4 protein-coding genes are annotated in these 3,237 nt (G+C 32.3%); all 4 read right to left on the bottom strand.

The annotated features are described in order from the left end of the window. Positions 1-111 precede the first annotated feature (111 nt). The 4 genes from HOG71_03570 to HOG71_03585 all read right to left on the bottom strand — a co-directional run bounded on the left by HOG71_03570 (position 112) and on the right by HOG71_03585 (position 3,201). Positions 112-429 (bottom strand): hypothetical protein, encoded by a 318-nt coding sequence (locus HOG71_03570; GenBank protein ID MBT5989911.1) that lies wholly within the window; start codon positions 427-429, stop codon positions 112-114. Positions 430-448: 19 nt separating this feature from the next. Further along, positions 449-1,243 (bottom strand): hypothetical protein, encoded by a 795-nt coding sequence (locus HOG71_03575; protein MBT5989912.1) that lies wholly within the window; start codon positions 1,241-1,243, stop codon positions 449-451. After that, positions 1,240-1,905, bottom strand: a complete 666-nt coding sequence (locus HOG71_03580; protein MBT5989913.1) for a hypothetical protein — start codon at positions 1,903-1,905, stop codon at positions 1,240-1,242. The genes HOG71_03575 and HOG71_03580 overlap by 4 nt, the downstream gene beginning before the upstream one ends. Before the next feature lie 222 nt (positions 1,906-2,127). After that, a complete protein-coding gene (locus HOG71_03585) occupies positions 2,128-3,201 on the bottom strand; it encodes a Fic family protein (protein MBT5989914.1) in 1,074 nt (357 codons plus the stop codon). Positions 3,202-3,237 lie beyond the last annotated feature (36 nt).

The following is a 3,237-nucleotide window of genomic DNA, read 5'->3' on the forward strand; positions in this document are numbered from 1 at the left end:
GCCGACCCTTTTTTAACAATAGTTCAACGGCGTCGATCTTAAACTCTTTCGGGTATTTGCGTCTCTTCTGTGTCATAAATCCTCCTCTGTAAGGTTAATTTATGACTTCTTTCACTGTCCTGCAAAGTTAGGGAAGTCCAGATTTTTGGTATTCAAATTTATATCCTGGCTTAGTATAGAAACTCCAATGCCAATTAAAACACCATATGCTGCCAATGAATATTGATTTTGTTTTATTTCATCAATATCTCCGTAGAAAAAAACGAATTCTTGCTTTCTCCACTTAGTACAATAAATGGAGTCGTTTTGAACTTTAACAAACTTTACCGAACTGATTTTCCCACCATCATTCAGTGTAACATCAAATTTCGGGGATTTACACCAGACTATACAGCTAATGGAGATTAAAAATATGATTGTTTTTTTCATGTTTTTAAATTAAATGTTATCATAACTCTAACAGGTAGGCATAAAATTGAAAATTGGTGTTAACACCTGAAAAATCATAGTAACCCAACGAGGATTCAGTAATACCACGAAACCAATAGGTGCCAGGTTCATAATTAGAAAATAGATATAAACAATAGACATTATCCCTCCAAAGACTTCTTCCAATGTTCAACCTAAAAGCAAGATCCTCTTCAATATTTGATAGATCAATAGGGGAAATCTGGATATTATTTGGAGTCAAAACTAAATTGTTGTTTGTGGAAACTATCAGTGTATCAGAGAACGATTCACTACCAATCACTAATTCAATTGACCCCGTACCTTGTACAAAATCTTCAAGTAAAAAAACATACATATCGACATCAGCATTATTTGAATAACTCAAATTAATGGATTGTGAATCATTCTTATTCATATGGTAGTATTTTTTTTGTCCATAAACCGGATCTAACACAATTGATACGCTTCCCATTTCCTTACTGTAATCAATCGAACTCGTTTCTAGCTGAATAGGGCTTTGTGAATTTGGTAGATAATATTGGATGGCATTTGTTAGGTCAATAGGTATATTTGGTAATGTAAATCTCCCAAGTTCTCTTTCAAAAGTTTCGTTATGATCTCTTCTCGGCTTCCCATTTCCTTCAACGCTTCTGTATGATAATTCTCGATTATACAAACTGACATAAAAATGATAATCTTCAGGTGTAAATGGTAGATCACTCTGTTCACAGGAACTAATGATTAATAACTGTGGGATTAATAGAGAAATTATAATAATTCGATGAAGTTTCATTCATCACCCATCTTGAAATAAAAAGAAATACCAAGTTTCACTTCGTTAGCAGAGAAATCAATTCTGGAATAATCTCGAGAAACAATCCTATCATCTGCATTGTAATGGTCAGAATACTCTTGCTCATATAAGGTCTTTATGTATTCTATTCTGCAACCATATTCAAATAGGAAGCTGATATTTCTATGTTTGAACCATTCAATACCTAAGATGGAGTGAAGACCTAATCCATAGGTATTGGACGGTGACTGATAAATAGAGTCATTATCCCAGCTACTATCTTCAATTGTTTGCTTACGATAATCATGTTCATAAGAAAATATTGGACCAAAACCATAATATAAAACTATTTCACCAGACGGTTTCATGAATCGAATATATGAACACCACAATTGAAAATCAATTTCATTCCTTCTATTTAATTCATCGATCAAATGTGGATCATCAGAATCAATATACTGGTTATCATCTTCGTCATCTTTTGAAGTAAATGCGTCAAAAGAAACTCCGTACCTAATCGATGTTGACTCTGATAAACCATATTGATAGGAAAACAATGCTCCTTCATAATTGCTAATAGAAAAATTCTCATCAAGTCTAAACTGCAATGAACCTGATCCTTTTCCATATGGAGGATTATCTGAGCCGAATGAGAATGTCACGATTACTATTATTATACATATATATTTCATCTTACTCCCTATCATTAATTTAATTCTAACAACCGTTTTCAACAGGGTTGTAATGTTAACTTGCCAGCAGGTTGACTCAACTTCTTGATTTTACCCAAAATTTCCAAAATCACAACAAATGTTCTATCGCTCGTTTGAGGCGTTGTATTGGGCATTGATTAATCTTATAAGCGGTTCCAAACAAAAAATACATTATGTCATCTGTGTAAGTAATTCAACCAGTTTATAGTTGATGTAATAGTTACCAGTCCCTAATTTTTTCTTAACAAGTAGACCATCTGCAGCCAGGCGGTTTAAATATTTCGCCGCGGTTATGCGAGATACATTTAAATCATTTTCTATAAACTCAATTTTGGTATAGGGGTGTTTGAATAAGTTGTTTAGTAAATCCTGGCTATAGAATTTGTAGTTATTTCGAAGCAAATATTTATATTCAAATATTAGTTCTCTCATTTTACCAATTACTATTATGGTTTCCAGGGCAATCTTTTCAATTCCATTTAATAAATATAGTATCCAATTCTCAAATGAACCAGAATTTCTAACTTCCTGTAATAGGCTATAATATTCACTTTTGTTCTCGGTTATATATCTGCTTAGATATAAAATCGGTAGATCTATTAAGTTGCTCATTACTAGATACAAAACATTAATTATTCGGCCAGTTCGCCCATTTCCATCATAAAAAGGGTGTATACTTTCAAACTGATAGTGAATAATTGCCATTTTTACCAATGGATCAAAGTCACAAATTTTCTTATCATTGATAAATTGCGCAAGATTTGACATCAATTCTTGAATTTTTTTATAGTCTTGAGGAGGGGTATAAACAACTTCTCCAGTCGCTGCATTTTTTAGAGTGGTTCCAGGTACTTTTCGAAATCCGGCATTATTCTTCTCAAGTTCTGATTGTATGGCAATTATATCATTATTTGTAAGAATTTTATTTTTTGATATGAGTCCGTAACCCAATTTCAATGCTGAAATGTAATTCTGTATTTCCTTGGCATTTGGTGATTTAAATCCCTCAAGATTTAACTCAGATTTAAAAATATCATCATGTGTAGTTATTATATTTTCTATTGCAGAACTGTCTTTTGCTTCTTGCAGCCCCAGTGTATTTATTAAAATATTCTCATTCGGAATACTAAAAATAATTCCTTTAAGTTCAGCTAAGGCACGATGAGCATGAGTCAATTTTTTGAGTATCGACTTACTCTCAACATCTCTTTCAACTGGTAGTTTTATAATTTCATCTGTTTTCATTATGTAAAGATATTCTGATTTCTTTTACACAACCAA

The sequence above is a fragment of the Bacteroidota bacterium genome (assembly GCA_018698135.1).
Lineage (GTDB): Bacteria > Bacteroidota > Bacteroidia > CAILMK01 > JAAYUY01 > JABINZ01.